The 25,387-nt window shown below is 52.0% G+C and carries 24 protein-coding genes; 13 read left to right on the top strand and 11 right to left on the bottom strand.

Annotation, left to right across the window (positions count from 1 at the left end):
• Window positions 1-217: 217 nt before the first annotated feature.
• Window positions 218-2,149: a 1-deoxy-D-xylulose-5-phosphate synthase gene (locus JNJ77_08895; GenBank protein MBL8822689.1), complete on the top strand. Its 1,932-nt coding sequence runs from the start codon at window positions 218-220 to the stop codon at window positions 2,147-2,149.
• A gap of 188 nt (window positions 2,150-2,337) precedes the next feature.
• Here JNJ77_08895 and JNJ77_08890 read toward each other — a convergent pair whose 3' ends face one another.
• Complete coding sequence (locus JNJ77_08890) at window positions 2,338-3,225, bottom strand: DUF58 domain-containing protein (protein MBL8822688.1); 888 nt, start codon at window positions 3,223-3,225, stop codon at window positions 2,338-2,340.
• Between the two features lie 273 nt (window positions 3,226-3,498).
• On the opposite strand from JNJ77_08890, the gene JNJ77_08885 reads away from it, so the two are divergent.
• Together JNJ77_08885 and JNJ77_08880 are read left to right on the top strand one after the other, a co-directional pair.
• Window positions 3,499-4,947, top strand: coding sequence for an FAD-binding protein (locus JNJ77_08885; protein ID MBL8822687.1), 1,449 nt, complete (start codon window positions 3,499-3,501; stop codon window positions 4,945-4,947).
• Window positions 4,948-5,003: 56 nt separating this feature from the next.
• On the top strand, window positions 5,004-5,387 hold the full coding sequence (locus JNJ77_08880) for a hypothetical protein (GenBank protein ID MBL8822686.1): 384 nt from the start codon (window positions 5,004-5,006) through the stop codon (window positions 5,385-5,387).
• Window positions 5,388-5,480: 93 nt separating this feature from the next.
• Here the strand turns inward: JNJ77_08880 and JNJ77_08875 are convergent, their stop codons facing one another.
• From JNJ77_08875 to JNJ77_08865, 3 genes are read right to left on the bottom strand one after another with little or no spacing between them, the layout of a single operon-like run.
• On the bottom strand, window positions 5,481-6,890 hold the full coding sequence (locus JNJ77_08875) for an NAD(P)(+) transhydrogenase (Re/Si-specific) subunit beta (GenBank protein ID MBL8822685.1): 1,410 nt from the start codon (window positions 6,888-6,890) through the stop codon (window positions 5,481-5,483).
• A complete protein-coding gene (locus tag JNJ77_08870) occupies window positions 6,890-7,201 on the bottom strand; it encodes an NAD(P) transhydrogenase subunit alpha (GenBank protein MBL8822684.1) in 312 nt (103 codons plus the stop codon). Before JNJ77_08870 ends, JNJ77_08875 begins: the two co-directional genes overlap by 1 nt.
• The gene (locus JNJ77_08865; GenBank protein MBL8822683.1) at window positions 7,198-8,388 is read right to left on the bottom strand and encodes a Re/Si-specific NAD(P)(+) transhydrogenase subunit alpha; all 1,191 of its coding nucleotides are present in this window, start codon (window positions 8,386-8,388) and stop codon (window positions 7,198-7,200) included. Before JNJ77_08865 ends, JNJ77_08870 begins: the two co-directional genes overlap by 4 nt.
• 227 nt (window positions 8,389-8,615) lie before the next feature.
• Here JNJ77_08865 and JNJ77_08860 point away from each other — a divergent pair, with 227 nt between their 5' ends.
• The 3 genes from JNJ77_08860 to JNJ77_08850 are packed head-to-tail and all read left to right on the top strand — an operon-like array spanning window position 8,616 to window position 11,468.
• Window positions 8,616-9,404, top strand: a complete 789-nt coding sequence (locus JNJ77_08860) for a TatD family hydrolase (GenBank protein MBL8822682.1) — start codon at window positions 8,616-8,618, stop codon at window positions 9,402-9,404.
• A 25-nt stretch (window positions 9,405-9,429) separates the two neighbouring features.
• Window positions 9,430-10,485 carry a dihydroorotate dehydrogenase 2 gene (locus JNJ77_08855; protein MBL8822681.1) on the top strand — a complete coding sequence of 352 codons (1,056 nt, stop codon included), beginning with the start codon at window positions 9,430-9,432 and terminating at the stop codon, window positions 10,483-10,485.
• Window positions 10,452-11,468 (top strand): aldo/keto reductase, encoded by a 1,017-nt coding sequence (locus JNJ77_08850; GenBank protein ID MBL8822680.1) that lies wholly within the window; start codon window positions 10,452-10,454, stop codon window positions 11,466-11,468. Before JNJ77_08855 ends, JNJ77_08850 begins: the two co-directional genes overlap by 34 nt.
• Before the next feature lie 35 nt (window positions 11,469-11,503).
• On the opposite strand, the gene JNJ77_08845 is transcribed toward JNJ77_08850, so the two are convergent.
• From JNJ77_08845 to JNJ77_08835, 3 genes are all read right to left on the bottom strand, one after another.
• Entirely contained in the window at window positions 11,504-11,677 is a 174-nt protein-coding gene (locus tag JNJ77_08845; GenBank protein ID MBL8822679.1) for a hypothetical protein, read from the bottom strand.
• A gap of 185 nt (window positions 11,678-11,862) precedes the next feature.
• Window positions 11,863-12,051 (bottom strand): hypothetical protein, encoded by a 189-nt coding sequence (locus JNJ77_08840; GenBank protein MBL8822678.1) that lies wholly within the window; start codon window positions 12,049-12,051, stop codon window positions 11,863-11,865.
• 97 nt (window positions 12,052-12,148) lie between these two features.
• Window positions 12,149-13,327 carry a DUF1559 domain-containing protein gene (locus JNJ77_08835; protein MBL8822677.1) on the bottom strand — a complete coding sequence of 393 codons (1,179 nt, stop codon included), beginning with the start codon at window positions 13,325-13,327 and terminating at the stop codon, window positions 12,149-12,151.
• A 245-nt stretch (window positions 13,328-13,572) separates the two neighbouring features.
• Between JNJ77_08835 and JNJ77_08830 the strand changes: the two genes are divergently transcribed.
• The gene (locus JNJ77_08830; GenBank protein ID MBL8822676.1) at window positions 13,573-15,747 is read left to right on the top strand and encodes a molybdopterin oxidoreductase family protein; all 2,175 of its coding nucleotides are present in this window, start codon (window positions 13,573-13,575) and stop codon (window positions 15,745-15,747) included.
• A gap of 95 nt (window positions 15,748-15,842) precedes the next feature.
• Window positions 15,843-16,907 carry a hypothetical protein gene (locus JNJ77_08825; GenBank protein ID MBL8822675.1) on the top strand — a complete coding sequence of 355 codons (1,065 nt, stop codon included), beginning with the start codon at window positions 15,843-15,845 and terminating at the stop codon, window positions 16,905-16,907.
• A 51-nt stretch (window positions 16,908-16,958) separates the two neighbouring features.
• Here the strand turns inward: JNJ77_08825 and JNJ77_08820 are convergent, their stop codons facing one another.
• Window positions 16,959-17,966, bottom strand: a complete 1,008-nt coding sequence (locus JNJ77_08820; protein MBL8822674.1) for an NAD-dependent epimerase/dehydratase family protein — start codon at window positions 17,964-17,966, stop codon at window positions 16,959-16,961.
• 109 nt (window positions 17,967-18,075) lie between these two features.
• Between JNJ77_08820 and JNJ77_08815 the strand changes: the two genes are divergently transcribed.
• The 3 genes from JNJ77_08815 (at window position 18,076) to JNJ77_08805 (ending at window position 21,104) form a co-directional block, all read left to right on the top strand.
• Entirely contained in the window at window positions 18,076-18,414 is a 339-nt protein-coding gene (locus JNJ77_08815) for an EF-hand domain-containing protein (protein MBL8822673.1), read from the top strand.
• A gap of 332 nt (window positions 18,415-18,746) precedes the next feature.
• Window positions 18,747-20,549, top strand: coding sequence for a hypothetical protein (locus JNJ77_08810; protein MBL8822672.1), 1,803 nt, complete (start codon window positions 18,747-18,749; stop codon window positions 20,547-20,549).
• A 75-nt stretch (window positions 20,550-20,624) separates the two neighbouring features.
• Window positions 20,625-21,104, top strand: coding sequence for a dTDP-4-dehydrorhamnose 3,5-epimerase family protein (locus JNJ77_08805; protein ID MBL8822671.1), 480 nt, complete (start codon window positions 20,625-20,627; stop codon window positions 21,102-21,104).
• Here the strand turns inward: JNJ77_08805 and JNJ77_08800 are convergent.
• Both JNJ77_08800 and JNJ77_08795 read right to left on the bottom strand, forming a co-directional pair.
• A complete protein-coding gene (locus JNJ77_08800) occupies window positions 21,091-21,747 on the bottom strand; it encodes an HAD-IA family hydrolase (GenBank protein ID MBL8822670.1) in 657 nt (218 codons plus the stop codon). The genes JNJ77_08805 and JNJ77_08800 overlap by 14 nt on opposite strands.
• Before the next feature lie 25 nt (window positions 21,748-21,772).
• Window positions 21,773-23,158, bottom strand: a complete 1,386-nt coding sequence (locus JNJ77_08795) for an MATE family efflux transporter (protein ID MBL8822669.1) — start codon at window positions 23,156-23,158, stop codon at window positions 21,773-21,775.
• Window positions 23,159-23,587: 429 nt separating this feature from the next.
• On the opposite strand from JNJ77_08795, the gene JNJ77_08790 reads away from it, so the two are divergent.
• Together JNJ77_08790 and JNJ77_08785 are read left to right on the top strand one after the other, a co-directional pair.
• Window positions 23,588-24,094 (top strand): hypothetical protein, encoded by a 507-nt coding sequence (locus tag JNJ77_08790; GenBank protein ID MBL8822668.1) that lies wholly within the window; start codon window positions 23,588-23,590, stop codon window positions 24,092-24,094.
• Window positions 24,095-24,122: 28 nt separating this feature from the next.
• Window positions 24,123-24,518: a hypothetical protein gene (locus JNJ77_08785; GenBank protein ID MBL8822667.1), complete on the top strand. Its 396-nt coding sequence runs from the start codon at window positions 24,123-24,125 to the stop codon at window positions 24,516-24,518.
• Between the two features lie 304 nt (window positions 24,519-24,822).
• Here JNJ77_08785 and JNJ77_08780 read toward each other — a convergent pair whose 3' ends face one another.
• Window positions 24,823-25,377 carry a DUF4149 domain-containing protein gene (locus JNJ77_08780; GenBank protein ID MBL8822666.1) on the bottom strand — a complete coding sequence of 185 codons (555 nt, stop codon included), beginning with the start codon at window positions 25,375-25,377 and terminating at the stop codon, window positions 24,823-24,825.
• Window positions 25,378-25,387: the final 10 nt, after the last annotated feature.

Raw genomic sequence — 25,387 nt, 5'->3', positions numbered from 1 at the left:
TCAGCCCTAATTCTAGTTCATGCCGGGTGACGTACAAGGCAGAATAGATTGCTTTAAGTCAGGTAGTCAGTGAGCGTTAGGAAGATGTTACCCAGTTTCTCTTGCAATTTCTGGCGGATACGGTAACTTTACAACGCAAAGTAAAGGTCTGGCAATAGAATGATGTCTGTCATGCCTGTTCCCTGCATGTATGCTTTTTGTGTTCGATGAGGTTTTCATGAGCGTTTTGCTCTCACGGATTGAATCTCCTGCTGATCTGCATCGATTGAGCGAGCCGGAACTGGAGCAACTCACGCAGGAAATACGTGATGAACTGGTGCGCGTGCTGACCACACGCCCGGCACACTTTGCCAGCAACCTCGGCGTCGTTGAATTGTGCCTGGCTTTGCACCTCAGTTATGATTTCCGGTTTGATCGACTGGTCTGGGACACAGGCCATCAGATTTATCCGCACAAACTCATCACCGGAAGGTACAAGCAGTTCCACACCATTCGCACCAAGGGCGGCTTGATGGGTTACCCCAACCCTGCAGAAAGCCCCTACGATCTGTTCATGACCGGTCATGCCGCCTGCAGCATTTCCAGTGGCATCGGACTTAAAGCTGGAGATGATCTCATGGGCCAAAGCGAACGACATTCCGTAGTCGTTATCGGCGATGGTTCCCTGCCCTCCGGCATTGCCTACGAAGCACTCAACAACGCTGGTGAACTTGGCAAGAAGTTCCTGGTTATCCTCAATGATAACAAGATGTCCATCTGCCCACGCACCGGTTCGGTGGCACGTGCCCTCGATCGTGCCCGTGTCAGTTCCTTCTACCGCGATTCCAAGGCACTGATTTCTGACATCCTGTCCAAGGTGCCCATTGTTGGCAACATGGCTAACCAGGCTCTGCACCAGATGCGCGAGGGGCTGAAAGCGACCCTCACCGGCGGAATGCTCTTTGAAGAACTGGGCTTCCGCTACTTCGGCCCCATTGATGGCCACGATTTGACTCAACTACGCAAAGTGCTTCGCGACATGAAGCAACTCGATGGGCCGGTGCTTCTACACGTTCTCACCAATAAAGGACATGGCGTACCCGAAGCCAGCGAAGATCCTGTCAAATATCACACACCGCCTGTTATTGAAAAAGTGGGGCCGGAACGGCAGATTCTCAGCCTGAAATCGGGAGGCACCAAGGCTTACACCGATGCGGTTTCCAGCAGCATTCATCGCGTGATGGAAAGTGACCAAAAAGTTGCGGTCATCACTGCAGCCATGTGCCAGGGCAACAAGCTGGAAAAGGTGCGTGCAGATTTCCCCAAGCGATTTTTCGATGTAGGCATCTGTGAATCGCACGGAGTAGCTTTTGCCGCTGGTATGGCTAAGGCAGGCATGAAGCCGATTGTCACTATCTACTCAACGTTCCTGCAACGATCCTACGATCAGATTTTCCAGGAAGTGGCCTTACAGAATCTGCATGTCATCTTCTGCCTCGATCGTGGTGGACTGACCGGACCTGATGGGCCGACACATCACGGCACGTACGACAATTCGTACATGCGTATCTTCCCCAATTTTGTGATCCTGGCCCCAGGCGATGAACACGACGTCGCCCCCATGATGGACTTCATGGTCGCTCATAACGGCCCCGTGGCCATGCGCTACCCGAAGGCCAACCTGGAAACGGTTGAACGTGCCCCAGCACCGGTGCAACTTGGCCAGGCTGAAGTCATCGACTGGGGTCTGGATGGGGCCATCATTGCCTACGGTACCCTGATGCCTGAGTGTGTGCGTGTCGCTGAACGGGTGCGAAAAGAAAAGGGACTGGACATTGGCATCATCAATGCCCGGTTCCTGAAGCCTTTGGATCAGGAAACCATTCTGCGTGCAGTTCGCGAGTTGCCTTTTGTCATCACCATCGAGGAAGGCACTCTCGAAGGCGGTTTTGGCAGCGCCGTTCTGGAAGCAGCCAACCAGGCCGGGCTGGATACTTCACACATCACTCGTCTGGGTCTGCCTGATCGCTTTGTGGAGCATGGCGAACGACACGAACTACTGCATGACCTCGGTCTGGATGAGGCAGGGATCACCAAGAAAGTTATTGAACTGGTAGAGAAAAGCCGCAAACTGAAGCCGAAAGCATGGATGAAAGAGCGGACGGCTTAATCGCCACTACAATAAACCAACGGTAACCTTGAACATGTGACATTCGGCATTCGTGCCACAATTCGACAGGTACTCACGTCGAGGTGTGCTGCATTCACTCGTAGCGTCACTCTGATTAGATGAGATGGGCTCATGTTCCCGCAACCACACCCCGTCATGAGTACATGCCGGAGTGTGGCACAGATTCTTCAACGCACCAAGCCACGTTGCCTGAGCTGGGTTAGCACCAACTTATCAAATGGCTCCTGCGTACTGCTGGTCATGAACTGAATGCCTCGCTGTCGGCAATAGGTGCTGATGGCTGATTGATAGGCCGCAAGATTCTTCTTGTACCGCTGAATCAAGGCAGGCGTCACCGATATTTCAGCCAAGTCGTCATCTTCTACGTCCACCAGTTTCAGGTCGCCTTGCAAGCCAGGGTCTATTTCTTCCGGCGATAGAATCTGCACGACATAACACTCCATTTTGCGAGCAACCAGCATTTTGAGCGGCTCCTCAAAACCAGTCTTGTCGAGAAAGTCTGTCAATAACACCACAATGCCTCGGCTGCCTGCACGTACACAGAACGATTTGATAGCTGCTGTCAGGTTGCCTTGTGATGCTGGTTCAAGATCATCGAGAAATTCAAGCACGCGAGGCATCGTTTTTCTGCCCCGCAACGTATGTGGGCCAGGCAGGTAAGTGTCACTCAATCCGCCCAAGTTGACACGATCCATGTTTACCAGGCCGATATATGCCAACGCTGCTGCGATCTGCTTGGCATACTGCAGCTTAGTTGGCTCACCAAACTCCATCGACTTGCTGACATCTACCAGAATGTTGATCTGGAGGTCTTCCTCTTCCTGATAGAGCCGGATGAACAGCTTGTTGAGCCGGGCATAGAGGTTCCAGTCGAGGAAGCGGAAATCATCTCCGACGACATAATGCCGGTGATCGGCAAACTCTACGCTCGTGCCTTTGCGTTTGCTCAAGCGGTCGCCCTTGAACCGTCCGAGAAGTAGCCGACGGGCGATCAATTCCAGTTGTTCCAGCTTTCCCATGAACTCAGGAGATAGCATTGATGTACGAATAGGCATGGATTCAAGTTAAAGGCTAAGTCATTGTGATGCAATGACAAAGTGCGTTTTCATATTCCGAATTTGTGCCACACTCCGACGTACTCGTCGGGGTGTGGTTGCGAAGCACTAACCGTGTTACTCGTTTCGCATAGGTGAGTAGTGTCGTCATCTCATGCGCGCAGCACACCCCATCCATTGAGTACAGTGACTGGAGTGTGGCACGGATTCAGAACATTCAACGTGCTGCAAAACAATCTAGCTTGCCAGCAGTTGCTGCTGTATCTTGGAAGCATGACTTCACCACCGCAACAATCCGTCGATACTTCGTTTGTTCGCCAACTGCAGACGGTGCTAGGCCGGGACAATGTCCTGACTGCATCCAGCGACCTGGCTTCGTATGAATGCGATGGTTACACCATTGAACGCAAAAAGCCAGGCGTGGTGGTCTTTCCTCGTCATACTGAAGATGTAGTCGCCATTGTGAAGTTATGTCACCAGGCGAACATCCCCTTTGTTCCACGAGGCGCTGGTACGAGCCTGGCAGGAGGCACTCTTTCGGTTGATGGCTGCGTGATGATCGCGCTTTCCCGCATGAAACGCATCCTCGAAGTGAATGTGGAGGAACAGTATGCGGTCGTGGAGCCGGGCGTTGTCAATCTATGGCTGACCAGGCATGTCGCTGGGCATGGTTTGCATTTTTCTCCCGACCCTAGCAGCCAGGGTGCCTGCACGATTGGAGGGAATGTCTCCACCAACTCCGGCGGGCCACATACTCTGAAATATGGAGTCACGGTCAACCATGTCCTGGGGGTTGAACTGGTGTTGCCTGATGGCGAAGAGATTCAGACGGGTGGGCCACTGGGGGAAGCTCCAGGCCTTGATCTCACCGGCATCATTGTCGGCTCGGAAGGCACGTTTGGCGTTGTCACGAAAATCTGGGTGAAACTCACTCGCAATCCGCAAGCGGTTCGCACGCTGCTGGGCGTGTTTGATTCCATTGATGATACCACGAACTGCATCAGTGGAATTATCGCGGCGGGCATTGTACCTGCAGCACTCGAAATGATTGACCGACCTATCATGGGAGCACTCGAAGAAGCGTTTCACTTCGGTTTCCCACTCGATGCGGAAGCTGTGCTCATCATGGAACTGGATGGAGTTGAAGCAGGGCTGGACGCAGAAGCGGATCGCATTGAAGCAGTTGCCAAACAGAATGGTGCGCGAGAAGTACGGCGAGCAAGGAATGAAGCAGAACGACTGCTGCTCTGGAAAGCCCGCAAACAGGCATTTGGCGCCATGGGGCGACTCGCTCCGAGTTTGTGCACGCAGGATGGTGTTGTACCCCGCACTAAACTGCCTTACATGCTCCGCAAGATTCGTGAGATTGGCGACAAGCATCAGGTGATGATTGCCAACGTGTTTCATGCTGGCGATGGCAATCTTCACCCGACCATGCTGTTTGATGAACGTGATCCACAACAGGTCAAAAATGTGCTGGCTGCCAGCCACGAAATTCTGGAAGAGTGCATCACGCAGGGTGGCAGCGTCACAGGCGAACATGGCATCGGTGTGGAGAAGATCGACCTGATGGATAAGATGTTCTCGCCGATTGACATTGAAACGATGGTAAAGCTGAGGCAGGCGTTCAATCCGACAGGTCTGTGCAACCCAGGCAAGATGCTCCCCAGTGGCGGCAGTTGCGTGGAGGGGCATCGCAGAATTAAAGGCGGGGCATCGTAAGACGGCCTGAATGCGCCAGTTAAGTGCTTAGGGAAATGTTCCCGGGAGTACACGTCATGAACCTGCTTGCCAGCCAATCGGGTAACCCTGTACTTGGGTTGCTGCTATTGCCTGTGGTGTTTGCATTTCCGCTAGTTCTGACCTGGATTGAATTTCGCGCGTTTCGCAAATCCGAAGCACAGTCACTCTTCATACTGATATTGCTTCTCATCATGGGATGCATTGGCGGCTATGCCGTCATCACCGGTGGGTTTGCGGAATTTAACCGCGTCAGCGGCTTCTGGAAAGGCTGGATGGCTCTCTTATTTGTCGGCTTGCTGGCTTTCCCCATTACCGTTGGCTGGGAACTGTACAAACGGGGTTGGCTGAGAAAATGGTTTATCCCTGAGGCCAAATCCAAGAAGAAAAAGAAGAAAAAACGGATGCGCCTGGATATCTAAGAGCGACTAACAAAAAGCACCATGATTTTGCACGACTGGTCCTCTCTCGGAGAGAGAGGACTACTATCATTCACAAACTGTTAGCGTGGGCACTTAGTGAATGCCTCCGCCGCCGCTCAGGCTTTTCACCAGTTCCCCTACCACCGCCTTGGCGTCGCCGAAGAGCATCCAGGTTTTGTCGTTGAAGTAGAGTTCATTATCGATGCCCGCGAAGCCCGGGTTTTTGCTGCGCTTGATGGCAAAGATCGTGTGGGCTTTCTCCGCCTGGATGATGGGCATGCCGTAAATCGGGCTGCTCTTGTCATGCTCGGCGGCAGGGTTTACCACATCATTGGCGCCTACCACCAGGCAGACATCGACCTGTGCCATGTCGTGGTTGATATCTTCCATCTCAACAAGATCGGTGTAAGGAATCTCCGCCTCGGCCAAGAGCACATTCATGTGACCTGGCATGCGACCTGCCACGGGGTGAATGGCGAATTTGACACTGATGCCCCGTTTCTTGAGTGCATCGTAGAGTTCACGGATTTTATGTTGTGCCTGGGCTACTGCCATGCCATAGCCGGGGACAATCACCACGGAGCTGGCCTGCTCCATCATGGCTGCTGCGTTTTCGGGTGTATCGGACTTATATTCTTTCTGCTCGCCGCCAGATTTCTGTTCCTGCACCTGGCCAAAGGCGCCAAAGAGCACATTGAAGAACGAGCGGTTCATCGCCTTGCACATGATGATGGAGAGAATCAATCCGCTGGAACCATCGAGTGCACCTGCAGTGATCAGCAGTTTGTTATCGAGCACAAAACCCATCGCCACTGCAGAAAGGCCGGCATACGAATTCAGAATGGCAATGACCGTGGGCATGTCCGCTCCACCAATAGGCATCACGAGCATCCAGCCGAAATTGAGGGAGAGGATCAATAACAGAATGAACAGCACTGGTGAAAAGGCAGAATCAGGCCATATGACCAGCAGAATTCCCAGCAAGAGTGCCAGTGCAAATGCACCCAGATTGACCAGGTTTTGACCTTTGTAGACCCAAGGCCTTTGCGGTATCCATTTGATTTCCTGCAGTTTACCAGCAGCAATCAAGCTGCCGGTAAATGTCAGGTAACCAAGAATGATTTCAACGATGATGGCACCCATGCGAAATGCCGTGAGCATTTCCGGCTCGCTGTTGTACCAGTGGAAATACTTGGCGGTTCCCACCAGCCCGGCAGCCAGGCCACCGAAGGCATGGGAGATGGCGGTTCGCTGCGGTACTGCAGTCAAAGGCACATTGGCCAGCCACATGCCAGGCCCGATGGCTAAAGCCAGGGGAATCAGCACCCAGAGATGCCGGGTCACTTCGGGTCTGGCCCAGGTTGCCAGCATCGCCAGCAACATACCCAGTGCACCGGCGGCAACGCTCTTTCGTGCGGTCTTCGGATCGCTCATCCAGTGCAGGGAGAAAATAAAAAGCCCGGTGCCTATCAGATAGATGAATTCAATGACGTAGGGGTGCATCATCTTGCCTCCTCTTTCGTCTTGAACATCTTGAGCATGCGTTCGGTGATCATGAAGCCTGAAACAATGTTCGTCATGGAGCAGAACAGGGCAATGGCTCCGAGCACTCGGACATACGTGGGGTACTCTTCGCCACCCGCCACGATGATGGCTCCCACTACCGCAATGGCGGAAATGGCATTGGTCAGCGACATCAATGGCGTGTGCAGCAGCCGCGAGACCCTCCGGATAACACCAATCCCGATGAAGGTAGCCAGCATGAAGACAAACAGCATCGACATATAGTCGATGGTGGTAGAGGATGCAATCATGGCTTGATCAACTCCTTCGTCTTGGCGTGCATCACCTCACCCTGGTGGGTGATCAGGCTGCCACGGAGGATTTCGTCGTTGAGATCGAATTGGAAATTCTTGTCTTTCCAGAAGGCCAACAGAAAACTGGTCAGGTTGCGAGACCAGAGCAGGCTGGCATGGTTAGGAACGGAAGCGGGCAGGTTAAGTGGGGCGATGATTTTGACACCATGGACAGTGGTAACTCCGCCTTGCTCTCTCCCCTCACCCCTAACCCCTCTCCCCAGAGGGGAGAGGGGAACAAGAAACCCTGGCTGGGACAATTCGCAGTTTCCGCCGCCGTCGGCGGCCAGATCGACGATGATGGAGCCGGGCTTCATTGATTTTACGATGTCTTCGCCGATGAGTCTGGGTGCAAACACTCCGCCGATGAGTGCGGTAGTGATTACCACATCAGAAACAGCACACTGCTCTGCCAGCATCTGTTTCTGTCGGGCTTTGTCTTCTTCTGAAAGCTCCTTGGCATAGCCACCACCTGCTGCAGCGCTCTGCTTCAATTCTATGCCAACGTACTTGGCTCCGACGCTTTCGATTTGTTCTTTCACTTCAGGGCGAACATCGGTTGCAAAAACCTGTGCACCCAATCGCTTGGCAGTTGCAATTGCCTGGAGACCGGCAACACCGGCGCCAATCACAAAAACCTTGGCGGGCATCACCGTGCCTGCAGCAGTCATCAACATCGGAAAATAACGAGGTAACTCCACTGCTGCCAGCAACACGCCTTTGTAGCCTGCAATGTTGGCCATCGAGGAAAGCGTGTCCATGGCCTGGGCACGGGTGGTTCGCGGAATGGCATCGGTGGAAAAACTGGTGATACCCCGCTGAGCCAGAGCCTGCACTGCGGGGATATGTCGGGTAGGCATCAGGGAAGTCAGCAGCCTGGCTTGTGATGGGTACAGCTTGACTTCATCCACGGTCGGTGCGGATACTTTCAGAATAAAATCTGCATGGTTAAATAACGCATCGGCACTGCTTTCAATGGTGGCTCCTGCATCGCGATAAAGTTGATCAGCAAACCCCGCAGCGCTACCTGCACCTTCTTCGACACTGACCTGGAAACCAGCACCGACCAGTTTTTTCACCGATTCAGGCACCAGGGCCACTCGCGTTTCTCCCGGTACCGTTTCGCGGGGAACTGCCAGCTTCATGATCTACCTCGTCCGCCTAAGTATGCCCGAAAAGTGTCTATTCGGTGAATTGGCACGGTTAGCGTGAGTACACGCAAACCGTGGCACCCGATTCGCACGATATCAATGCGTTAACACTTAGCTGCATTGTGATATCAGCTTACTCGCACCGCTTTGACTAGGCTAACGATTTGTTCCACTTCAAGCCACTACAATAACGCAGACAACATCACAACAGGAACCACTCTGTGATCGATACCCATGTCCATCTGGACGATGATAAACTGCGAGGCGAAGTGGCAGCAGTCGTTGAGCGTGCACACTCGGCTGGTGTGCTCAACATGATTTCCATCGCAACATCATATGGTTCAGCCCGCCAGTGTGTTCAGTTAGCACAGTCATTCAGTGGCGTTTTTGCCAGCGTGGGTATTCATCCCAATTATGGACAGGAAGCTCAACCTAGAGATTGGGAAGGCGTGGTGAAACTGGTGGATGAACCTCGCGTGGTGGCGCTGGGCGAAACAGGTCTGGATCGTTATTGGGACAACACTCCGTTCCCGTTGCAGCAGGATTACTTCAGCAGGCATCTGGAGTTATCGAGAAAAACAGGGCTACCTGTGGTGATTCATTGCCGGGAAGCGGATGGCGACATGCTGAAGATGCTGAAGCAGGAGTACGAACTGCAAGGCCCGATATTGGGTGTGATGCACAGCTTCTCTGGAAGTCCGACTTTTGGTGATGCCTGCCTGGAAATGGGATTGTACCTGTCGTTTTCAGGTGTGGTGACCTACAAGAATGCTGACAAGCTGCGTAGCTATGCTGCTCAAGTGCCTGCTGACCGTATTCTGGTAGAAACGGATGCACCGTACCTTACGCCGGTGCCGTTACGTGGTGTGATCAAGAAAAACGAACCAGCTCATGTGATGCATACGGCACAATGTGTTGCTGATACTCGTGGCATCAGCTTGCAGGAGCTTGATGCATTGACTACCGGAAATGCCAAGCGATTGTTCTCACGCATGAACGAAGCCCGTTGATGATTCACAGCTATACAATGTGAGTATGTATCATCTTGCTGGCCCCCTGATTCGATGCCTACCTCCAGAAATCGCCCATGCAGCTGGCCTGCAACTGCTGAAGCTGCCTGTTCGCTGGGCTAAAACGATACATGATCCGTTTACGTGGAACGGCTTAACCTTTCGCAACTGTGTAGGCATTGCTGCAGGTTTCGATAAAAACGCTACCGCACTCAACGGCATCGAACGACTCGGCGTGGGATTTGTGGAAGTGGGCACCATCCTGGTGGAACCCTGGCCAGGTAATCCCAAACCTCGACTGGAACGACTCTCACAAGTCCAAGGCATCTGGAACAAACTGGGGTTCCCCAGCGATGGTGTGCAGGCAGTTCTGGAACGGTTGAAACGGTTCCCGACAGCGAAACGAGAAGGTATGCTGGTGGCGTGCAACATCGGGCCGCACCCCGGGCATCTCAAGCAATGCAATTCACCCGAAAGTTATTTGAACGTTGCCAGGGCGGAACTGCTTGCCTTGGTGGATCAACTCGCGGAACATACCGATTTTTTTGTCATCAATCTCAGTTCACCCAACACTGCCGGGCTTCGCGGATTGCTGAGCGATCCACGTTTGACTTCGGAACTGATCCTGCCTGTTAAGGAGAAACTGCAGACTCTGGAGCAACAAGCTGGTCGCAAACTGCCGTTGCTGATGAAACTCCCACCCGATGATCCTGACAAGCAGGCATGGACTGATGCCAGTTTGCGCGCCTTGGTTGAACCTATTCTTTCATCCAATGCCTGCGATGGCTGGGTTGCAGTAAACACCTCGACCAGAGCAACACAAACACTCTTGCAGCGCGATGCAGGAGGCATCTCAGGCGCACCTCTATTACCCATGGCGATACAAATCATTGAACACTTACGAAATATTGTTGGCCCGGAGATGCTGATTGTGGGATGTGGAGGCATTACTGCACCGGAACATGCCGAGCGACTGGTCAGTGCCGGGGCGCAACTGGTGGAACTCTACAGTGGGATGATCTATGCCGGGCCAGGCTTGCCTGCAGCATGTGCACAGCATCTCCAGGAGAACCGTGCGTGAAAATCCTCACCAAAACAGTTCAGGGCAAAACGGTTTCCTATACCCGCATGGGGTTGGGGCTGGCAGCTCTCGGTCGACCGGGCTACATGACTCTGGGACACGAGGAGGACTTGCCTGCAGAACGGACGCGGGAAGCCATGATGCTCCACGCGATTCAGGTTCTCGACGCAGCCTGGGCTGCGGGCATTCGCAGTTTTGATGTTGCCCGTTCTTACGGCGCGGGTGAAGAGTTTCTCAGCCAGTGGCTGCGGATTCGCAATATTTCCCGTGATGAAGTTTTTGTCAGCTCCAAGTGGGGCTACACCTATACTGCTGACTGGAAGGTCGATGCTCCTCAGCATGAAATCAAAAGCCACAACCTGGTAACGCTGCGCAGACAGATGGCTGAGAGCAGCGGTTACCTGGGACACTGGTTGCGATTGTATCAGATTCACTCTGCAACACTGGATAGTGGTGTTCTCGAAAATTGTGAAGTGCTGGATGAACTGGCGCGCCTGCGCGACGGCGGCTTGATCATCGGATTATCACTCAGTGGTGCTAGACAAAGCGATACTCTGGAAAAAGCTATGTTGATCAAACGAGGTGAAGAATCACTTTTTGGCAGTGTGCAGGCAACCTGGAATCTACACGAGCGCAGCGTCGGTCCGATGCTTGCTGCAGCACATCTACAAGGCTGGATGGTGATGGTGAAAGAAGGATTGGCTAACGGCCGATTGACGCAGCGGGGAATCTCCAGGGACTCTTCACTGGGAGAACTTTGCCATTCTTTGGGATATACACCTGATGCCATAGCGCTGGCTGCCATCCTGCAGCAACCCTGGGCAGACATGGTTTTGTCTGGAGCAGCTGCGGTTGATCATCTTCACAGTAATGTGCAGGCGTTGGAGGTCAGCTGGAAACCGGAATGGAACAGCAAGTTACAGTTGTTGTGCGAAACGCCGGAGCAATACTGGCAATACCGCAACCAGTTAGTCTGGAATTAAGAGCGGTCCGGAGAATTGAAGCAGGGGATTGATCATTACTTGGCTGGCTTGGCGGGAGCCTTGGTTGCTGGCATGGGTGTGCCACCGCCAATAATGTCTTCAGGCCGGGGTGGTGGTACAGTATCCGTAGGATAGATCACCTTGGCCTCGGATGAACAACCAGCTATAGACAATAATGCAGCAAGAAAGACAAAACAAAGAAGCCGCATGCTGATTTCCTCAGTCAGTAATGAGGTTATGATGAAATTAGACGAATGTCGATTTCTCGACTATAGCCTCTTCAAAGATAGCATAAAAGAAGCATCAACGCAGTAATAGATCTCAGTATTTTATGGATTAACGAAAACACCCCGGCAGACTGATTCCGGGGTGTCTACAAACCTGAATCGAGCAGTTATTTACCGGCAGGCTTGGCAGGTGTCTTGGCGGGTGTCTTGGCGGCAGGCATCGGTGTGCCTCCACCAATAATCTCATCTGCCTTCGGTGGGGGAACGGTATCTTTAGGTTGAGCTACCTTGGCTTCGTTTCCACAACCTGCAAGAGCCAGGCTGCAAACCAGCAAGGCAAGACTGAGTAAGCGCATTCTGAGTTCCTTCATGAAAAGGGGGGGTTATTAAGACTAAATGCGGCTAGAGGAGCCGCATTTAGCCTGCATTGATTATAGTTTACGGAGACTCATCTTAGTCAAGTAAACTGGAAAAATCACGGTTGATACCATCGCGACGGCCAAGCAGACACATCAGAGTAAACCAATCGGGTGAAGTAGGAATCGCAGTGGCGATAGAAGCAGGATTGTTGGCCTGTGGGCAGATGTTGGTGTTGCCATACTTGACAGTACGAACTGAACCGTCTCCAAAGCAGGCATTGATACCAGCGGCATGCATGCTGGCGCCATTAAATGGAGAGTGATCAACATTACCCTGACGTAAGCCGAGAACCATACCTGCAGAGCCTACACCCATCCAGGTCAGGTGGTACATTCGGCGACCTAACAGGCGACCGCCGACCGTTTCAGCCAGTGCAATGGTATTGCTGGTACCATCCTGCACGGCCAACTGACCAAGAGTCAGATTGGTACGATTGGTGAAGATGCCAACAAAGGTATTCAGACCAAACGCACCGTGACCGGTGAATAGTGGATTGGGATTTGCACCACCGACGTCGTCTCCTAGACCAGAAGCACCATTCACACCGATGTAATTGGTGGTGCCGAGCGTTTCAGCCTGGCTGGCAGTACCGTTAGCAATACCTGCAGTGCCAGCACCAATGCGCAGCAGTGGAGCAGCCAGATTGTTAAACATGTTTACGCCAACCACGTTGGTTCCAGTTCCCCACGCAGAAGTGGAAGCGTCTGCCGTGTCGCTGTCCATGCCATCGCTGGGGCACTGATAAACTTTGATCTTCGAGCGGGCAATGTTGTAGACGATGGTAGAATCACTTAAATTGGGCAATGCATACCAGCGGATGCCGTTACGGGTCACGTCAAGAACCACCAACGGGTTGAAGACCTTGAAGATGTTATCACCTTCAATGTAAGGCAGGATGATGGCCAGCAATCCTACGTGAGAACCATTGGCATCGGTCAGGCTGCCCGAGGGCGCATTGGCAGGAATTGGCCCCAGGTTGCCTGGTGGCAATCTTCCAAAATCACCATGGTAATTATGGCAAGCAATGACGATCTGCCTTTCGTTCGAAGCACACAACATCTTGTTGGCTGCTTCACGCACTTTCTGGATGGCAGGCAGCAACAGTGCCATCAATAACGCTATAATGGCGATTACTACCAGCAATTCGATGAGCGTAAAGCCCATCCGCCTCGGCTGGTGACAAGGCTTTTTGGCGAACAGAGTCCTCCGCATGTGCAAAACCTCCGAACTATAAGGAGAGCCCGAGAAATCCCGGTTGTCAGGTCGCGGTTGCTGCATGAACAATTACAATGCCAAGATTCCGTGACATACCAGGCCACACACCTGATATTATTTTCTGACGATAACCATTTGTAACAGTTGAGAGAACGGATATCAAGCGAAAGCTGCGAGAATCGCAAAAATATTACAAAATCATGATGAGGTTCAAAAAGAGCACTATTTCAGGGAACTTTTCCATGAGCCAGGCTGACTCTTCACAATGGTTGTCTCCTCGCAGTTCGACAACTCATCGCGCAGTTTGTCCGCACGATTGCCCAGATACCTGTGGCATGACGGTTCACGTTTCTGATGGTCGAGCCATCGATTTGCGAGGCGACAAAAACCATCCCTTCACCCGCGGATTCCTCTGTGTCAAAGTCAATCGATATCTCGAACGTGTCTATCATCCAGACAGGCTGATGTTCCCGCTGAAACGCATAGGCCCCAAGGGAGATGGTTCATTTACCCGCATTACCTGGCAGGAAGCCATCGATACCATTGCGAACAGGTTTACCTCGATATCGCAATCGAGTGACGGCCCACAGTCAATCCTGCCTTACAGCTACGCAGGCACCATGGGGCAACTGCAAGGCAACAGTCTCGACCGACGTTTCTTCCACCTGTCTGGAGCCAGTCTGCTGGATCGAACGATCTGTGCCACCGCGGGAACTGTTGGGAGCACCTACACGCTGGGAACCCGTGCCGCCATCGATCCAGAAACCGTCATTCATAGCCGATGCATCATCAACTGGGGCTCCAACACCAGCGTGACCAACATGCATCTCTGGTCGATCATGCACCAGGCCCGCAAGCTGGGTGCAAGAATCATTACGATCGATCCATTCAAAAGCAAAACGGCTGCCCGCAGCGACTGGTGGATTCCCATTCGCCCGGGCACTGATGGCGCCCTGGCTCTGGGCATGATGCATCTGATTTTCCAGAACCGCTGGCAGGATGATGCCTTCCTTCGAGATCATTGCATCGGCGCTGAGGCTCTGCGTGAACGTGTGCTGAAGGAGTACCCACCTGATCGAGTCTCACAGATCACCGGTATACCGGTCAGCGATCTGGAACAGTTGACAAGGGAATATGCAACGAAACGCCCCAGCCTTATTCGCCTGAACTATGGTCTGCAGAGACACTATGGCGGAGGCATGGCTGTTCGCACTATCTGTGTACTGCCTGCAGTGGTGGGTGCCTGGCGTGACCAAGGTGGTGGGGCGCTATTGAGTACCAGCAAACTGTATGGTTTGCCTGGGCATCGGCTGGAACGACCTGATCTCATACCGCCGGGCACACGCACCATTAATATGGTCAACCTGGCAGAGGCTCTGAATGGCGAGTTGCCTGGACCGCCTGTGAAGGCACTCTATGTTTACAATTCCAATCCTGCTGCCATCTGTCCTGATGTGGAACGGGTCTGGAAAGGTTTAGCCCGGGAAGATTTGTTTACCGTGGTCCATGATCTGTTCATGACCGATACCGCCAAGTGGGCAGATATTGTTCTACCTGCGACTTCGCAACTGGAACATTTTGATCTTCATCATTCCTATGGTCACTGCTACCTGCAGTTGAATGAACCGGTCATCGCACCGTTAGGCGAATGCAAATCGAATACGGATGTTTTCCGCCTGCTTGCTCGTGCCATGCAGTTGCCTGCTGAGCTTTTTGATCTAACCGATGAAGATCTGGCTCGCGAATTACTCCAGCCAACACCACATCCTGCCGATGCCTTGGTCAAACCGGAACGCAAACCCGAGGGTGCAGAAAATCCGTTGGCAGGTATTTCTCTGGAGCGATTAAAGAAGGAAGGCCCTGTTCGGCTCAATATCCCCGTTGATTATGCTCCGTTTGCGACGGGCTACTTTCCAACAGCTTCGGGAAAGTGTGAAATCTACAGTTCATTGCTGGCTGAACAAGGCGTGGATCCGCTGCCTACCTATACACCTCCCGCGGAAGATCCTCTCACCAATCCTGTATTATCGAGGAAATATCCGCTCCAGATGGTTTCTCCACCGAGTCCTTCGTTCCTGAATTCGAGCTTTGTCAATGTGGCCAGCTTGCGTCGTGATGCTGGCCAGGCAACCGTCATCCTGCATGAAAAGGATGCGGAACTGCGTGGAATCAGAAATAATGACTGGGTCAAGGTTTATAATGACCGGGGCAACTACCTTGCAGTTGCTGAAGTGGGCCAGGAAGTGAAGGCGGGAACGGTGGTTTCACAGGGTATCTGGTGGAGCGAATACACGGTAGATGGTAAGAATGCGAACGTAACCACGTCGACCCGCGTAACAGATTTAGGCGGCGGAGCTACCTTTTTTGACAATCTGGTCGAAATCACCCGTACGGATAATGCCATTCGCCCGAAGTGATGATAACAATTTCACTTATGGCTCATCTTGCTGTTCGGTATCATAACCATACATCAAACCTTTGCTAAGGTTCTAATCAAGGAGTATTTGCAGTGATGAAGCGATTTCTATGGGTCCTGGGGCTGGCAACAGTGCTTGGCCTGACGGCAACCGTCGCCCAGGAAAAGAAAGATGCACCCGCCAAAACCCCAGCCGAGTCGAAGGCTCCTGCTGCTGCTCCTGCCTCCGGTGAAACGGAACTCTCCTGGAAGTTTGCCAAGGACAAGGTGCTTTACCAGAAACTCCGCACCATCACCGAACAGAAAATGAAGGTGATGAACACCAACGTTGATCAGAAGCAGGAACAGGAATTTGTCTTCTCCTGGAAGGTTGAAGACGTTGACGCCAGCAAGATTGTTCTCCTGCAGAAGATCGAATCCGTCGTGATGAAGATCAACATCTCAGGCAATGAAATCAAGTTTGATTCCACTGCCAAGGATGCTCCTGACAATCCACTGGCCAGCTTCTTCAAACCACTGATCGGCTCCACGTTCAAGCTGACACTCGATCCGAACACCATGAAGGTGGTCAAGGTGGAAGGTCGCGAGGAGTTCGTCAAGAAGCTGACCGATGCCAACCCGCAGATGAAGCTGTTGTTGAGCAACATTCTCAACGATGAACAGCTCAAACTGATGTCAGAACCTGCTTTCACCCTGGTGCCTGACAAGGGCAAGAAGGTAAAGAAGGACGACAAGTGGCAGCGAACCGGCACCATGAACATGGGCCCCATTGGTTCCTACACCGCCACCTACGATTACACTTACGATACCACGGAGAAGCGAGATGCTGCTACGCTGCACAAGATTCTCCTGAAGACGACCCTGAAGTACGCACCTCCCGCTGCCACCCAGGCTGCAGGATTGCCCTTCAAAATCAACTCCGGCACTCTGGATACCAAGGAAGCATCTGGTACCGTTTACTTTGATGCAGATGCAGGCCGTGTTGCTGAATCCCAGATGACAGTCAAACTGGGTGGAAAACTGAGTGTAACTGTCAGCGACCAGGCTGCTGATGTCGAACTCGACATGACCCAGATGACCTACACCAGCACGCACGACAAGAACCCGAACGACACTGCTGCTCCAGCACCTGCAACCACTCCTCCTGCACCTGCCAAGTAAGGCTTGCTGATATTTGTCAATGTTTACAGCCAGGCGAAAGCCTGGCTGTTATTATTTGCTTTGCGATTGATACCACTCAACCGTTCTTCTGACACCTTCGGCATAGGTGACTACAGGTTTCCAGCCCAGTTCCCGCTCTGCTTTCCCTGTCACGTAGAACGTTGGCCTGCCCAAGAGCCAGACTGCGTAGCGGGTGATGTAAGGTGGCTTGCTGGAGCCGCTCATGCGGTACAGGGCTTCCAGAAAAAGCGCCGCCCGGAATGCCAGGGCGTAAGGCACGGTTGCAGTGGGTTTGGGCAACTGGAACGCTTCAGCCCACAGGTCAAACCATTCACGCTGCGTGACGGCACCATCGCAGGTGGCGTTGTAGGCCTGGCCTAACGCTTGGTCGCTTGCCGCTGCGAGCACGCAGCAATGGGCAACGCTTCCTGCATAGACCGTGTTCATGCGGTTATTTCCTGCACCAATAATTCGCGCTTTCCGGAGTCTTAACGAATGATACATGCGGTTAACTGTCAGTCTGTCGCGAGGTCCATAAAGCCAGCTGGGGCGAACGATGGTCAACGGTAGTTTCTGCTCCTCGAACATTTTCCAGAGCATTTTCTCGGCTTCAACCTTGGCACGGGTGTAGTCATCCCAAACCCAGAATTGATCTCCGAGCGGGCAGCTTTCATCTATGGCAGCAGCATCCCACGATGGATGGCCATAGGCGCTGGTCGAACTGACGTGGACCAATCGTCGGATGCCTGCCTTCATGCAGGCTTGAGCTACATTCTCGGTACCGGTAATGGTATATTGCTCGAATTCCTGACGGGTGCCCCAGTCGCCTACCTTGGCAGCGGCATGATAGACGGTATCGACTCCCTGCATGGCACGATGAATGCTTTCCCTATCGCTTAAATCGCCTGGAGAACACTCAACACCGATCTGACGGAGGAAGGCAGTTTCGCTGCCAGGTCGTACAAGTGCCCGAACCTGATGGCCTGCCTGAATCAGTTGTTCTGCCAGGTGGGAGCCAAGCAAACCCGTTGCACCTGTTACTAATTGCCTGTTTGACATGAGAGAATTCTATGAGAATCGCAGTCTACTCTTGAACTGGTGGGGTTAGATTGCGTACGCTTCCTACATCGTGGAAGCATCAGTCTACCACAAAACCAAGGAGTATTCGATGAAAGCGTGGAAGATGGTACTGGCTTTGGCGTTGGCACTCTTGTTCTGTGCTCCCGGCATGGCTCAGGATGAAAAGAAGAAACGTCAACAGGCCACTCCTGAAGAAACCTTCAAGAAGATGGATGCCGACAATGACGGCAAAGTGACCAAGGAAGAATGGAAGAAGTACGTCGACAGCGATGCCCGCATGCAGAAAGCTGTGGAAAAAGACGCTGAATTCGCCAGCAAGATGTTCGACCGCATGGACAGCGATAAGGATGGCAAGGTAACTCTCGATGAGTACAAGAAGTTCCGCGAAGCACAAGGCCGCAATCGCAAGAAGAAAGACCCCAACTAAAGCCATCCCTCATTGATGCACACCGCGCACCGCATGGCAATCCATGCGGTGTTTCTTTTGGTGTTTCTGACTTGCGGCTGCTTCTAAAGTCATTCACAATAACTCAGTTACTCAAACTGAGCATGAATATTGTCTTACTCCCCTCTCCCCACCGGGGAGAGGGGCTGGGGGTGAGGGGATATTCTGATGGCGAAGCCCTACGTGCTGTGTGTAAATGTTCATGATACGAAGGGCTTTCGCCACGAATGATTACCCCTCACCCTAACCCTCTCCCCAGGGGGGAGAGGGTACTTAGATCTGTTTGAGGCAGTTCATTTGAGGAGTAAATCATCATGACCGTGGTTAGGCTGCGTTGTCCACAGTGCAGTGCTGTCGTCAAGATTGGCGAAGATGTCGCAGCGCGGCATCCCATGGTCCGCTGTGCACAATGTCAAGGGCTGGTGAATGTTGCTGCCGATCGCATGCCCACTGCAACAACATCCGCAACTCCCACGAAAAAGACTCCCCGACGCAGAAGCAGTGTGAATCGAATTCCTGTAGGGATGATCGTGGGAATACTCACTGGGCTGGTACTTCTAGCAAGTCTTGGAGTGGGTATCTATCTGCTGATTGATCAGATGGGAGGCTCGGGGCCGGAACGCAATATGAAAAAGGGCATTGCCCTCATGGAGAAAATGGTTGAAACCCTGGAAGGTGTCAAAGAACCTGGTGATGTAGCGCCAGCTATCGACAAACTGCGCGTACTCCAGAAAGAAGCGAAGGAATACTCCGACAAGAACAAAACGCTGCTGTCCGAACTCGATGAAGCAACCAAAGCCCGATTGTTCGAAGATTATCTGCCACAGATTATGAAACTGCAAAACCGATTGTCCATGGCCTTTGGCAAAATGATGTCTAACCCGTCTCTCGCGAAAATGCTGCCCCGGGAGAGTGGCCTGCTCCAGACATTTTTCGGGATGGCAGGAGACTTGAAACTGGCAGATCAGCCTCATGCAACCGCGAACGTATTTCCACAGCCAGGCATGGATAACGAATTGAAGCGTTCACCGACTTCTACCAACAACTCTGCTCCGGATGCGGACGAGATCGCTCGAAAGGATCTCGAATTTCTGCTGATAACTCGCAACAACCGTGCCAAAATGATTCCCGATTTGCTGAACAACATTCACAATAGCGAAAGCGCTGAACCAGTCTTGAAGGTTCTTTCCAGCCTGATTGATGAGCTGCAGGATAATCACCTCAAGATCACCAAAATTAAGGAGGAAAAAGTACTGCGGCCCGACAATGCCACCACTCGCAAGGCACAGAATGAGCTGCGGAAAATCACCAGCGATATTGAAGCTCAACTGCAACGGCTGAGCAAACTGGAAGGGATGCAAAGGACAGTACAGCAGATCAAACGCATGCTCGGCCATGCCAAGCTGATGGTCTACTATGAAACACCCGTGGCAGGCAACCAGGAATCGTCGACCGACAATCCATTCAAAGAAGCAAAACCAGCCAAGTCGGAACCTGAGAATCCATTCAAGGCAGCTCCACCACCGGAGCAAAATACCTCACCGGAAATTGATAACCTCCTTGACCAATTAAAGGGTAAGGATTTCTTCAAAAAAATGGACGGCGTGAAAGAGATTGCTTCGATACGCGTTGTTGAATCGCAAAAGAAAGCAGTTCTCGAAGCCCTGCTTAACGTGCTGGAAGACAATGAAATCCATCAAAAACATGAGGTCTTCAAAGCATGCAGGAAATGGGCAACCGCACAGGAAGATCGGGAACTCATCGGTCAACATGCGGAAACTCTGCTCAAAGATCACTGGTGTAAGAAAGATGCGTTGCGTTACTTTGGCGACAACCAGGTTGTTTCTTCCTGCAAGGAAGTAGCCAGGCTGCTCAAGGATAACTTCGAACGCAAGGAAGCTGCTGAATGCCTTATAACGATGGGTAACGCGGCACAGAAGGCAGTTATGCCTCATTTGACAGATCTGGAACCCCAGGTGCGGTACATCACCATCGAAATACTGGCACGCATCGGCGACAAAGATGCCATCCCGGAACTGCAGAAAGTGCAGAATGATCGCCTGGTGGGCACTGCAGCCAGGCAAGCGATTAAAGTGATTCTGTCACGAAATAAATAATGCTATGCTTGGATCAGTTGTCTGCTTCATATCATGAGGCAGATAGCCGTCGCCGCCAGAAACAGGGAAAATGCAATGGAAGGTTTTACGCCGGGCATCATTGCCGATGTCATCTTAAGGCCACTATCGATTTATCAGGATAAACGGGGATGGCTCTGCGAGTTCTTTCGCAACGATGAAGTGCCAGAAAAGTATCGTCCGGTCATGGCGTACAGTTCACTGACTTATCCGGGCATCTCGCGCGGGCCGCACGAACATGTGCATCAGGCAGATTACTTCTGCTTCATCGGCCCATCTGATTTTCAGCTTTTTCTCTGGGATAACCGGCCTGATTCGGCAACCTATAACGTGTTTCAGACAACTACCGTGGGCGAAAGCAAGCCGATGGCAGTGATCATTCCACCGGGTGTCGTACATGGCTACCGCAACGTCGGCAGCGTTCCCGGCATGGTGTTCAATGCTGCCAACCAACTTTACAAAGGGCAAGGAAAGCTGCAGGAAGTAGATGAGATCAGACACGAAGCTGATCCGAATTCACGATTTAAGATGCATTAAGCGGCAACATGGAAAGCATATCGTGCATCGAAGTCAGCAGGCGTGTTGGCTTCTCCGCCAACAATTGTTCTGCAGTCATGGCTCCGGTAGGAATCGCCCAGATGGGCACACCCGCGGCATGGGCACATTGAATGTCCACGATCATATCACCCACATAAAGTGTTTCTTCAGGTGATGCCTTGAAATAGTCCATCGCTGCATAAAGCATGTCGGGCGCCGGCTTGTGGTTCGGTACATCATCCGGCCCGAAGACACGCTCGATCGGTGGCATGATGCCGAGCAGCACCAGAAGCTGCTCGGTGTACATTCTCTTTTTGTTGCTGCAGACTCCCAGCCTGATTTCTGTTTGATGCAAGGCATCCACCACCTCCTTCACACCGGGCAGCAATTCGGTGCCGGTAAGCATGGTGGTAGCGTAGTGTTCACGATAAAGCACGATGTCGCGATCTACATCGGTATCGGGCACTGCTTGTTTGATGAGGTGATCCAGACCCCAGCCTACATGTTTCTTGATCGCGTCGAGTTCCAGTGGTGAATGGCCTCGGCTTTGCCGGACAGCATTGACTGCATCGCCAATGCCGGGAAAGCCATCCGCCAGCGTGCCATCGAAATCAAACAGTACAAGCTTCGGTAGTGGTAACATTCCCCTATTGTAGAACCCAGGCAAGTCATTCGATGACGGTCGGCTCGATGACACGCATGTTCCGCCAGGGGCCCCAGAGAAAGCGGGGGAAGATGAAACAGAGAAGAACGATCAGGTAAATCACTGCAAAGTTCCACGCCCAATAAAAACCCCAACCCCAGTGATAACACAAGTAAACTGGCAGCGCCAACGATATCAGGCCGCAGCCCAGGTAAATCCAGGAAATGTATGCCGTATCGCCAGCACCACGCAGACTGAATGCCAGCAGAACATTCAACCCGTCGAAAGCGGCATACGCTGCCACATACCAGAGCAAGCCGGGCATCAGTTGTGCCACTTCATTCCATATCTCCGGTTCCTTATCACTGGCAAACAAAGGTAGAATGAGTCCCGGTGAAAGAGCGGTGAGCAATCCCATGCTCGTCATGAAAATCACGGTAGCAATAGCACCAATCCAGATGCCCCGCTCCGCCAGGTCAGGCCGGTTTTCCCCTAGCCGCTGGCCGACGAATACACCGGATGCCTGTCCGATACCGATCATGGGAATAAAGAACAAGGCATTAATGACAAAGACGTTACTGGTGGCTGCCAGTTCTGCTTTGCCAAACCATCCCACCATCAGGGTGAACAGTGTCCAGGCAATGAGATCAAACGTTGACTGGAAGCCGTTGGGCATACCGAATTTAATCAGTTGCAGGAACAGATGGCCATTCCATCTTTTGCCACGAATCGTGTTGAACTGTTCATCAAAATGATGCCGGGTAAAGAGCCAGAGTCCACACAAAGCAGATGCGGTACACCCGGCCACCGTCGCCCAGCCTGCACCGGTGATGCCGCCTTCCGGAAAGCCGAAGTTGCCAAAGATCCAGCAGTAATCGAGTACCGCATTCACGATGCAGCCGATGGCATTGATCCAGATAACGGTGCGGGTATCACCCCGGCCTGAGAAGAACCCGCTCACCGATGCAGTGATGGAAATGGGGATTCCGGTGAAACATAAACAATAAAAATACTCTGCTTCCAGGCGAACCAGCTTTTCCGAATGGCCTGTCAACTGCATCAATGGCAGGGAGAAGAAGGACAACAGCAGAACAGCCAAGCCACCCAGCAAACTCCAGTAAAGTGCCTGCCAGACGATGGGACCAATCATCTCATAGCGTTTGGCGCCGAAATACTGGGCTACGAAAGTCGTTGCGTAGCTGCCTGTATTCTGCACAAAGATAATGGGTATCCACAGCAGCATGGAAGATGCCAAGGCTGCTGCCGAGGTATCCGGGTCGTACTTACTCAGAATGATGCGATCGATGGCAATCTGGATGGAGAAAAACAGATTGCTGATCATGAGCGGCCAGGCCAGCCTGAGCAGCTCACGAAAAATCAGGCCATTATTCATGGTGAGAGAGGAATTCATTTCAGAGGGACAATTCTGTTGTGCGATAGGTTCGGTATTCACATTAGGGTGTGGTTTCGAGGAACAATGCTGCCTATCTTTTTATAAGAGTAGAACCATGAACGAGAGCCGGGTGCCATCGTTTGCCGGTATGTCCGGCTGACTATGCTACGGGGATGGAAAGACTCAACTAAACAATTGCCTTTTGCTTCACCCGTGCACAGAATGGCACTCAGTACCGTTGAGCATGGTTAGTGTGGGTACACACAAACGATGGCACCCAGCAGGGTCGTGAAAGTACTCATTCTCGACCCTGTTGCTGAGGAGCAACTTCTCCGCGAGACTTCAGGGTCGAGTGGAGTACCACACGACCCTGCCACAGTTGATCGCTTGGGGTCAATATTCCGGGCACCCGGCTTCTGTTTGATGTTCAACGATTGAGGGTGATTTATGAATTGCGTTCTGACAAACGAAGCCACGGAAGTCATCGAACAACTAAGGAATGCAAACTGGTTTTCAAAATTCGGACAACCCCTCGGCATTCACGAGGGAAAATATGCACTTGCTGACAACATACACACTGCGCTTGAGTTGATGTCCAAAAGGGTCTGGAATGGAATTCTTGTTGAAACGGCGAATAGAATACGTGAAGAGTTATTCCCAAAATTTACTAGCCTTCGGGATTCGACTAAGCACCCAAATTATAACGACTATGTTGATCATATTAAAGCTGTTACATCTTCCATGGTTAGAGACAAAGTAATGAATGCAGACTTGCCTGACAAGCTACTTGCTACCATGGACAGGGTTATCCTCTTTATTGTCTTCTGTTTTCAATTCAAAAATTATATTCATGAGCCGTTCTACTTTGAAATGCACGAGCTTATTATTAATGGCCGAATACCTTGCGGCTGGATCGGCAAAGATTATGATCATGGTCAATTAGTTATTCTGTAATCAATCTTTAAGTAAAAAGGAATTAACTGTGAATAGTGCCGCTTTGACTAAAAGCGTTGGAGAGTTGGTTGATCATATTCTTGCGGATTCAAGGTGGGTGGACGAGAATGACGAATTGGGTGCGTCGATACTTGGGATGCTAATGTATGGATTTGCCTTAACGGCTGGACGGACTATGATGCTGGAACTGACCGATATTGATGCAGTCATATTTAACGTTTTGACAAAAAAGGTTGGAACAGCAGCTAAGTGGACTCACGGGCTTATCGAAGAAGCTAGAAAATCGGCATTCGACGAAAGTTATCATCCAGGGAATTTTGAGCTTATCGGCGTAGGACATTCGTATAATGGCGAACCGGATCAAAACAGTATCGTAAATAACATTTTCGCAAACATTCAGAGTATACGTCAGGCAAGTTGCTAACGTGCCCGGGTGCCATAGCCTGCCGGTATGTCCGGCTGACTATGCTACGGGGATGGAATGACTCAACTAAACAATTGCCTTTTCCTTCACCCAAGCACAGAATGACACTCAGTAACGTTGAGCATGGTTAGTGTGGGTACACACAAACCATGGCACCCGAGCCTGACTAGAATGCACTTCGATTTCTCCCCTCTCCCTCTTGGGGAGAGGGGCTGGGGGTGAGGGGATACGCTAATGGCGAAGCCCTTCGTGTTGTTTGTAAATGATCATTTCATGAAGGGCTTACGCCATAAGAATAAACCCCTCACCCTAACCCTCTCCCCGAGAGGGAGAGGGTACTTTGCTCAACCATCACGAAGAGAATCAACGTAATCAACACACAGAGCAAACCCACCATATCGAGGATCAAACTGTAATTGTGTGCTTTTCCAAACTCTGCATTGGCAGAATCAGCTACCTGCTTGTCTTCTGAGTAACGCTGGGTGCGCAAGTCATGCACGCGGGGGGCCAGCACGAAATAATTGACCGCTGCTCCGCTACAGGCCAGTGCGATCAGAATGACTCGCAGTTTGCCAAGCCAGCCTGGCGTATTCCACCACCAGCAGGCAGTCACGAGTGCCAACAACCCGCAGATGCACTGAAACGGAAAATAGCGGGTGAAGACGACATCGAGAAATTCGCCCGCCAGCCTGGTTCCCTGTTGTTCGGTGGTGAGCTTCAGCCAGTTGCCTGTGCTTTGTGCCAGTCGCTTCATGCTGTCGATGGTGGGCAATGCCACGAAGAATGAGAAAAAGACGACTGCTCCAGACCATAATGCAAGCGACAGCAGATGCAGAGATTTGATAACGGTTGGGAACATGGTATCGCTT

This window comes from Planctomycetia bacterium (assembly GCA_016795155.1).
GTDB lineage: Bacteria > Planctomycetota > Planctomycetia > Gemmatales > HRBIN36 > JAEUIE01.
Note: the sequence above shows the minus strand (reverse complement) of the source record. Positions and strands in the feature narration are given on the sequence as shown.

What these genes read in the sequence shown, in the direction of transcription:
- JNJ77_08855 (MBL8822681.1), top strand. Translation starts at nt 9,430, where the DNA reads ATGTATCATCTTGCTGGCCCCCTGATTCGATGCCTACCTCCAGAAATC.
- JNJ77_08895 (MBL8822689.1), top strand. Translation starts at nt 218, where the DNA reads ATGAGCGTTTTGCTCTCACGGATTGAATCTCCTGCTGATCTGCATCGA.
- JNJ77_08850 (MBL8822680.1), top strand. Translation starts at nt 10,452, where the DNA reads ATGTGCACAGCATCTCCAGGAGAACCGTGCGTGAAAATCCTCACCAAA.
- JNJ77_08865 (MBL8822683.1), bottom strand. Translation starts at nt 8,388, where the DNA reads ATGAAGCTGGCAGTTCCCCGCGAAACGGTACCGGGAGAAACGCGAGTG.
- JNJ77_08820 (MBL8822674.1), bottom strand. Translation starts at nt 17,966, where the DNA reads ATGTCAAACAGGCAATTAGTAACAGGTGCAACGGGTTTGCTTGGCTCC.
- JNJ77_08780 (MBL8822666.1), bottom strand. Translation starts at nt 25,377, where the DNA reads ATGTTCCCAACCGTTATCAAATCTCTGCATCTGCTGTCGCTTGCATTA.
- JNJ77_08805 (MBL8822671.1), top strand. Translation starts at nt 20,625, where the DNA reads ATGGAAGGTTTTACGCCGGGCATCATTGCCGATGTCATCTTAAGGCCA.
- JNJ77_08830 (MBL8822676.1), top strand. Translation starts at nt 13,573, where the DNA reads ATGAGCCAGGCTGACTCTTCACAATGGTTGTCTCCTCGCAGTTCGACA.
- JNJ77_08810 (MBL8822672.1), top strand. Translation starts at nt 18,747, where the DNA reads ATGACCGTGGTTAGGCTGCGTTGTCCACAGTGCAGTGCTGTCGTCAAG.
- JNJ77_08795 (MBL8822669.1), bottom strand. Translation starts at nt 23,158, where the DNA reads ATGAATTCCTCTCTCACCATGAATAATGGCCTGATTTTTCGTGAGCTG.
- JNJ77_08870 (MBL8822684.1), bottom strand. Translation starts at nt 7,201, where the DNA reads ATGATTGCATCCTCTACCACCATCGACTATATGTCGATGCTGTTTGTC.
- JNJ77_08875 (MBL8822685.1), bottom strand. Translation starts at nt 6,890, where the DNA reads ATGCACCCCTACGTCATTGAATTCATCTATCTGATAGGCACCGGGCTT.
- JNJ77_08800 (MBL8822670.1), bottom strand. Translation starts at nt 21,747, where the DNA reads ATGTTACCACTACCGAAGCTTGTACTGTTTGATTTCGATGGCACGCTG.
- JNJ77_08815 (MBL8822673.1), top strand. Translation starts at nt 18,076, where the DNA reads ATGAAAGCGTGGAAGATGGTACTGGCTTTGGCGTTGGCACTCTTGTTC.
- JNJ77_08890 (MBL8822688.1), bottom strand. Translation starts at nt 3,225, where the DNA reads ATGCCTATTCGTACATCAATGCTATCTCCTGAGTTCATGGGAAAGCTG.
- JNJ77_08885 (MBL8822687.1), top strand. Translation starts at nt 3,499, where the DNA reads ATGACTTCACCACCGCAACAATCCGTCGATACTTCGTTTGTTCGCCAA.
- JNJ77_08790 (MBL8822668.1), top strand. Translation starts at nt 23,588, where the DNA reads ATGAATTGCGTTCTGACAAACGAAGCCACGGAAGTCATCGAACAACTA.
- JNJ77_08845 (MBL8822679.1), bottom strand. Translation starts at nt 11,677, where the DNA reads ATGCGGCTTCTTTGTTTTGTCTTTCTTGCTGCATTATTGTCTATAGCT.
- JNJ77_08825 (MBL8822675.1), top strand. Translation starts at nt 15,843, where the DNA reads ATGAAGCGATTTCTATGGGTCCTGGGGCTGGCAACAGTGCTTGGCCTG.
- JNJ77_08840 (MBL8822678.1), bottom strand. Translation starts at nt 12,051, where the DNA reads ATGCGCTTACTCAGTCTTGCCTTGCTGGTTTGCAGCCTGGCTCTTGCA.
- JNJ77_08835 (MBL8822677.1), bottom strand. Translation starts at nt 13,327, where the DNA reads ATGCGGAGGACTCTGTTCGCCAAAAAGCCTTGTCACCAGCCGAGGCGG.
- JNJ77_08880 (MBL8822686.1), top strand. Translation starts at nt 5,004, where the DNA reads ATGAACCTGCTTGCCAGCCAATCGGGTAACCCTGTACTTGGGTTGCTG.